At 68.7% G+C, this 6,331-nt stretch carries 8 protein-coding genes; 6 read left to right on the top strand and 2 right to left on the bottom strand.

The window, feature by feature from the left end; genetic code table 11:
- Positions 1-603: tyrosine--tRNA ligase (gene tyrS / locus Q0C81_RS14415; protein ID WP_291839340.1), on the bottom strand; the 603-nt coding region annotated here is incomplete at its 3' end.
- 303 nt (positions 604-906) lie between these two features.
- On the opposite strand from tyrS, the gene Q0C81_RS14410 reads away from it, so the two are divergent.
- Genes Q0C81_RS14410 through Q0C81_RS14400 form a run of 3 tightly spaced genes read left to right on the top strand, consistent with a single transcriptional unit; the run spans position 907 to position 3,535 of the window.
- On the top strand, positions 907-1,380 hold the full coding sequence (locus Q0C81_RS14410) for a DOMON-like domain-containing protein (RefSeq protein ID WP_291839338.1): 474 nt from the start codon (positions 907-909) through the stop codon (positions 1,378-1,380).
- Positions 1,377-2,582, top strand: coding sequence for a DUF1343 domain-containing protein (locus Q0C81_RS14405; protein ID WP_291839336.1), 1,206 nt, complete (start codon positions 1,377-1,379; stop codon positions 2,580-2,582). The genes Q0C81_RS14410 and Q0C81_RS14405 overlap by 4 nt, the downstream gene beginning before the upstream one ends.
- Complete coding sequence (locus Q0C81_RS14400) at positions 2,579-3,535, top strand: DMT family transporter (RefSeq protein ID WP_291839333.1); 957 nt, start codon at positions 2,579-2,581, stop codon at positions 3,533-3,535. Before Q0C81_RS14405 ends, Q0C81_RS14400 begins: the two co-directional genes overlap by 4 nt.
- A gap of 250 nt (positions 3,536-3,785) precedes the next feature.
- Here Q0C81_RS14400 and Q0C81_RS14395 read toward each other — a convergent pair whose 3' ends face one another.
- Positions 3,786-4,436: an alpha/beta hydrolase gene (locus Q0C81_RS14395; protein WP_291839330.1), complete on the bottom strand. Its 651-nt coding sequence runs from the start codon at positions 4,434-4,436 to the stop codon at positions 3,786-3,788.
- A gap of 161 nt (positions 4,437-4,597) precedes the next feature.
- Here Q0C81_RS14395 and Q0C81_RS14390 point away from each other — a divergent pair, with 161 nt between their 5' ends.
- From Q0C81_RS14390 to Q0C81_RS14380, 3 genes are all read left to right on the top strand, one after another.
- The gene (locus Q0C81_RS14390; RefSeq protein WP_291839328.1) at positions 4,598-5,074 is read left to right on the top strand and encodes an Rrf2 family transcriptional regulator; all 477 of its coding nucleotides are present in this window, start codon (positions 4,598-4,600) and stop codon (positions 5,072-5,074) included.
- A complete protein-coding gene (locus Q0C81_RS14385) occupies positions 5,071-6,207 on the top strand; it encodes a cysteine desulfurase family protein (RefSeq protein WP_291839325.1) in 1,137 nt (378 codons plus the stop codon). The genes Q0C81_RS14390 and Q0C81_RS14385 overlap by 4 nt, the downstream gene beginning before the upstream one ends.
- 3 nt (positions 6,208-6,210) lie before the next feature.
- A partial coding sequence (locus Q0C81_RS14380; RefSeq protein WP_291839342.1) for a hypothetical protein occupies positions 6,211-6,331 on the top strand: 121 nt, incomplete at its 3' end.

The following is a 6,331-nucleotide window of genomic DNA, read 5'->3' as shown; positions in this document are numbered from 1 at the left end:
CCCGCCCATCTGCAGGATGCAGTTCGACCGCCGGTTCAGCTCCAGGAAGTCCACCGCCTGCATCAGCATGTAGTTGAACTCGAGGAAGGTCATCGGCTGCTCGCGCTCGAGGCGCAGCTTGACCGAGTCGAACGCCAGCATCCGGTTCACGGTGAAGTGGGTGCCGAAGTCGCGCAGGAATTGGATGTAGCCGAACTGGGACAGCCATTCGTCATTGTTGACCATGACGGCGTCGGTCGGGCCGTCGCCGAAGGTCAGGAATTTGGCGAAGACCTGCTGGATGCCGTCGATGTTGGCCTGGATGTCGGCGTCGGTCAGCTGGGGGCGCGAGGCGTCCTTGCCGGTCGGGTCGCCGACCTTGGTCGTGCCGCCGCCCATCAGGACGACCGGCTTGTGCCCGGACTGCTGGAGGCGGCGCAGCATCATGATCTGGATCAGGCTGCCGACGTGCAGCGAGGGCGCCGTGGCGTCGAAGCCGATGTAGGCGGTCACGATGCCCGTCGAGGCGGCCTCGTCCAGCTCGGTCGGATGGGTGATCTGATGGATGTAGCCGCGGGCCTGCAGGGTGCGCAGGAAGTCGGACTTGAAGGACTGGTCGCTCATGGAGGCTCCGTTAGCAGGGAAGCCGGCGAGCGTCTTGGGGGATTGCGCGCCGGAGGGGCGGCGCAGGGGTTCGCGGCCGCTCGATCAGATCGAGGGGCGGTAATACAGGCCGGTGTTGGTGGCGTGGGCGAACATGGGCGTCTGGGTAGCCGGGGCGGTTGACCGGCGTCAAGGGCGGGGTATCGGTGAGGGATGTCTCAACGCAATCCTGTCTTTGGCCCGACGGTCCGGACCTTCCTAGAGCCCTATCCGGGAAGTCGCGACCGCACCGGTGTCCGGATCGGATGCGACGCAACGAGACGGGTGGATGGCCAACTGCATCTCTGGTTCAGCGTCGCGGGTGCGTCTCCCCTCCGTTTGCCGGACGTCCGTCTGGTGGCTGAGCGCTCCCGCAGGGACGGTCTTTGGGAGCATACCTGCTGTGAGGCCTTCATCGAGTTCGAGGGGGGATACTACGAGTTCAATCTGTCTCCGTCGGGTGACTGGGCGGTCTACCAGTTCACCGGCTACCGGGCGGGGGCGTGCAGCCCAGAGATCGCGGCACCGGTGGTGCAGGCGCACAGGAACGGGGACCTCTGGCAGTTGCAGGCCTTTATCGATCTCTCGGACCTGCCGCTGTTGCGGCATGAGCAGCCATGGCGGATGGGGCTATCCGCCGTGTTGGAGACCAAGGACGGCGAGAAGACCTATTGGGCGCTGGCCCATCCTTCGGATAAGCCGGACTTCCATCATCCCGACTCGTTCGCGCTGGTCCTCCCGGCGCCGGAGCTCCCATGAAGTTCGGCCTCGACCGCCTGCTGTCCGATCCCGCGCTCAGTGCGCCGCTGAAGGGGCGGCGCGCAGCGCTGGTGGCCCATCCGGCGTCGACGACGCAGGACCTGACGCACGCCGTGGACGCCCTGGCGGCGCATCCGGACATCCAGCTGACGGCCGCCTTCGGTCCGCAGCACGGGATGAAGGGCGACCTGCAGGACAACATGATGGAGAGCCCGGACTACACGGATCCGGTGCACGGCATCCCCGTCTTCAGCCTGTACGGCGAGGTCCGTCGCCCGCACGGGCAGTGGATGAGCACCTTCGACGTGGTGCTGATCGACCTGCAGGACGTGGGCTGCCGCATCTACACCTTCGTGACGACGCTTCTGTACATGCTCGAGGCCGCCGCCGAGCACGGCAAGGAGGTCTGGGTGCTGGACCGGCCCAACCCCGCCGGGCGGCCCGTGGAAGGGACCATCCTTCGCGAGGGCTGGGAGAGCTTCGTGGGCGCCGGGCCGATGCCGATGCGCCATGGTCTGACGCTGGGCGAGATGGGTCTGTGGTTCATCGACCACTTCAAGCTGGATGTGGCCTACCGCGTCATCGAGATGGAGGGCTGGAAGCCCGCCGAGGGTCCGGGATACGGCTGGCCGCTGAGCCAGCGCAGCTGGATCAACCCCAGCCCCAATGCGCCGAACGTCTCCATGACCCGGGCCTATGCGGGTACCGTCATGCTGGAGGGGGCGACCCTGTCAGAAGGGCGGGGGACGACCCGGCCGCTGGAGCTGTTCGGGGCGCCCGACATCGACGCCCGCGCGGTGATCGCCGAGATGAAGGCCTTCGCGCCGCAGTGGCTGAAGGGCTGCGTGCTGCGCGACATGTGGTTCGAGCCGACCTTCCACAAGCACGTGGGCAAGCTGTGCTCGGGCGTGCAGATCCACGTCGACGACCCGGCCTACGACCATGAGGCGTTCCAGCCGTGGCGGGTGCAGGCCTTGGGCTTCAAGGCGATCCGGCGGCTGTATCCGGACTACGACCTGTGGCGCGACTTCCCGTACGAATACGCCTTCGGCAAGCTGCCGATCGACGTGATCAACGGCGGGCCGGAGCTGCGTGAATGGGTCGATGATCCGGCCTCGACGCCGGACGACCTGGACGCCCTGACCCGGCCCGACGAGGAGGCCTGGCTGGACACCCGCCGGCCCTTCCTGCTGTACCGGTGAGCGCGTCCCGGGACCGCCTGATCGGGGTCGCCTGCGGCCTGGGGGCCGGGGCCATGTGGGGTCTGGTCTTCCTGGCGCCCAAGGTCGCGCCCGACGCCTCGCCGATGCTGATGAGCGCGGGCCGCTATCTGGCCTACGGAATCATCGCCGCCCTGCTGCTGGCGCCGCGCTGGAAGCGGGTCGCGGCCCTGCTGGACGCCAGGGCGTGGCGGGCGCTGGCCTGGCTGAGCCTGGCGGGGAACATCGTCTACTACCTGTTCCTGGTGGTCAGCGTGCATTTCGCCGGAGTCGCCGCCTCGGCCCTGATCGTGGGCATGGTGCCGGTGGTCGTGGCGGTCTGGGGCCTGCGCGATCCCGATGCGCCGCCGCTGAGGAAGGTCGGGCCGCCGATCCTGCTGGCGGCCTTCGCCGTGGCCCTGATCGGCTGGGAGAGCCTGTCGCGGGACGCCGCCGCCGGGCGAGACGCGGTCTCGGTGCTGATCGGACTGGGCTGTGGCCTGGCGGCCCTGCTGTGCTGGTCGGCCTATGCAGTCGGCAACAGCCGCTGGATGGCGCGGCTGCCGCAGGTGGGGGCGCATGACTGGTCGCTGCTGACCGGCGTGGTGACCGGCGCCTTCGCCCTGTTGCTGGCGGTGCCGGCTCTGCTGGGCGCGGGCGAAGCGACGGCGGAACAGTGGGCGCGGCTGGCGGCGGTCAGCGTCGGGGTGGCGGTGCTGGCCTCGATCGTCGGCAACGCCTTCTGGAACCAGGCCAGCCGCCTGCTGCCGCTGTCGATGCTGGGCCAGATGATCGTGTTCGAGACCCTGTTCGCCTTCCTGTACGGCTATCTGTGGGAAGCGCGCGGGCCGACGGTGGTGGAGATCGTGGCCATGATCCTGATGATCGTCAGCGTGGTCTGGTGCCTGCGCGCGCACCGGACATCCGCCGTAGCGGTAGTGGAAGGCGACCACTGACGCGTAAGGCGGGAAAAAGTGCACTCCGAAAAAATGGAGTGCACATCGTGCACTTTTTCTCGTGTGGCGGGGTGGCGGCGAGCGGGTTCTACCGCAGGCGAGCGTGACGGAGCGCGATGTCAAAGACCAGGATCAGTCTGGCACGGGCGTGCGTCAGAAACGGACGTGACGCCTAGGGTCCGGAACGGGAAACGCCGCCGGGCGAACCCGGCGGCGTTTGATTGTTCGACGATCCGTGATCCGTTCGAGATCAGGCCGGCTTCTCTTCCAGGCGCTTGTCCAGATAGGCGCCGACGCGGCGTTCGACGGCGCCGATGTGGTCCTGCCAGAAGTGGGTCGCGCCCTCTTCCAGTTCGTAGTCGATGATGATGCCCTTCTGGGTGCGCAGCTTGTTGACCACGCGCTCGACCTCGACCGGCGGGACGATGGTATCGGCGGTGCCGTGCAGGAACAGGCCCGAGGCCGGGCAGGGGGCCAGGAAGCTGAAGTCGTACATGTTCGACGGCGGCGAGACCGAGATGAAGCCGTCCGTTTCCGGGCGGCGCATCAGCAGCTGCATGCCGATGTAGGCGCCGAACTGGTAGCCGGCGACCCAGGTCTGGGTGGCGGCGGGATTGTTGGCCTGGAGCCAGTCGAGGGCGGTGGCCGCGTCGGCCAGCTCGCCGATGCCCGAGTCGAACTCGCCCTGCGACTTGCCCACACCGCGGCTGTTGTAGCGCAGGGTCGCGAAGCCGCGCTTCACGAAGAGCTGGTACAGGGTCACCGCCACCGGGTTGTTCATATGCCCGCCCGCCTTGGGGTGCGGGTGCAGGATCAGGGCGATGGGGGCGTTCGGACGCTTGCCCGGGGAATAACGGCCTTCGATGCGGCCAGATGCGCCGGGCAGGATGACTTCAGGCATGGGCGGAGCGAATTCCCGTGTTCAAACATCATTTCGCAGCTGCGTAATACTTGACCACGGGGGTAGGACTTTCTAAGTCCGCCTTGCGTGCCGCCGCTTTTGCGAAGGCGCGGGTTCTAGCACAGGACCCTCGTAAAGCGCGCAAATTTTGAAGGTGCGCGATGCGACTGTCGACCAAGGGACGATACGCCGTGATGGCGATGGCCGATCTGGCCCGGAACGGACGCGCCGTGAGCGGCGAGACGCGGGCCGTTTCGCTGGCCGAAATCGCCACCCGGCAGGAGATTTCACTCAGCTATCTGGAGCAGCTGTTCGCGCGCCTGCGCAAGAGCGGGCTGGTGCAGAGCGTGCGCGGTCCGGGCGGCGGCTACCGCCTGGCGCGGGGCCCCGAGGCGACCATGGTGGCCGAGATCGTGCTGGCCGTGGACGAGCCGATCCGGGCCACGCGCTGTTCGGGCCTGGGCACGCCGCGCGGCTGCATGATGGGCGGCGAGCGCTGCATCACCCACAATCTGTGGGAAGACCTGGGCGCCGAGATCCACGCCTATCTGGCGGCGGTGTCGCTGGAGGACGTGGTCCTGAACCGCACCGGCGCGCGCCGCCGGTCGCAGGCCCCGGGCATGGAGGCGGCGGCGTGAGCGTCTATCTGGATTACAACGCCTCGGGCCTGGTGCGTCCGGAAGTGCAGGAGGCCATGGCCAAGGCCCTGGCCGACAACGGCAATCCGTCGGCGGTGCACGCCGCCGGACGCCGGGCGCGGGCGCGGATCGAAACGGCCCGGGCCCAGGTGGCCGATCTGGTCGGGGCCGACCCGACGGCGGTCATCTTCTCGTCGGGCGGCACGGAATCCAATGCGCAGGCCATCGTCAGCGCGCTGGCGGGCGGTTGCGAGCGGCTGATCGTCGGCGCGACCGAGCATCCCTGCGTGGCCGAGGCGGCCATGGTCAGCGGCGCGCCGGTCGAGGTGCTGCCGGTCGATGCGGACGGCGTGGTCGACCTGGCCTGGCTGGCCGAGGCCCTGGCGCGGCCGGGCAAGGCGGTGGTGGCCATCCATCATGCGAACAACGAAAGCGGCGTGATCCAGCCGATCGCCGAGGCGGCGAAGCTGGTACGGGCGGCGGGCGGCTGGCTGCACGTCGACGCCATCCAGTCGGCGGGCAAGGTCCCGGTCGACATGCGCGCCCTGGACGCGGACACCCTGACGCTGTCGGCGCACAAGCTGGGCGGACCGCAGGGCGTCGGCGCCCTGGTGCTGAAGCCGGGCCGCGAGGGCGTGCGCATCCTGCACGGCGCCGGACAGGAGCGCGGCCTGCGCGCGGGCACCGAGAATGTGCCTGGCCTGACCGGTTTCGGCGTCGCGGCCGACTGCGCCGCGCGCGACCTGGACGACGCCATGGCCCACGTCGGCTGGCGCGACGCCGCCGAGGCGCGGGTGAAGGCCGCCGGCGCGACCATCATCGGCGGCGCCGTGGCGCGCCTGCCCAACACCCTGTTCATGGCCGTCGAGGGCTGGGACAGCCCGCAGCAGCTGATCACCCTGGATCTGGCCGGGGTGATGATCTCGGCGGGCAGCGCCTGCTCGTCGGGCAAGACCAAGCCGTCCAAGACCATCAGCGCCATGGGGCTGGATCACCTCGCCACGGGCGGGGTGCGCGTCTCGGGCGGATGGGGGACCACGGAACAGGACTGGATCCGGTTCGCCGACGCCTGGATCGCGGCGTACGAAAAGCATGTCGCCCGCGTCAGTGAGCGGGCGAGGGAAGTCGCGTAAATCATGGCCGCCGTTCAGGAAACCATCGACGCCGTCGCCGCTCTCGAGAAGTACGAGCACGGCTTCAGCTCGGACATCGAACAGGAGTTCGCGCCCAAGGGCCTGAACGCCGATATCGTGCGCT

Source organism: Brevundimonas sp., from assembly GCF_023259385.1.
GTDB lineage: Bacteria > Pseudomonadota > Alphaproteobacteria > Caulobacterales > Caulobacteraceae > Brevundimonas.
The sequence above is the reverse complement of the archived record's forward strand: the minus strand, read 5'-3'. Positions and strand labels throughout refer to the sequence as shown.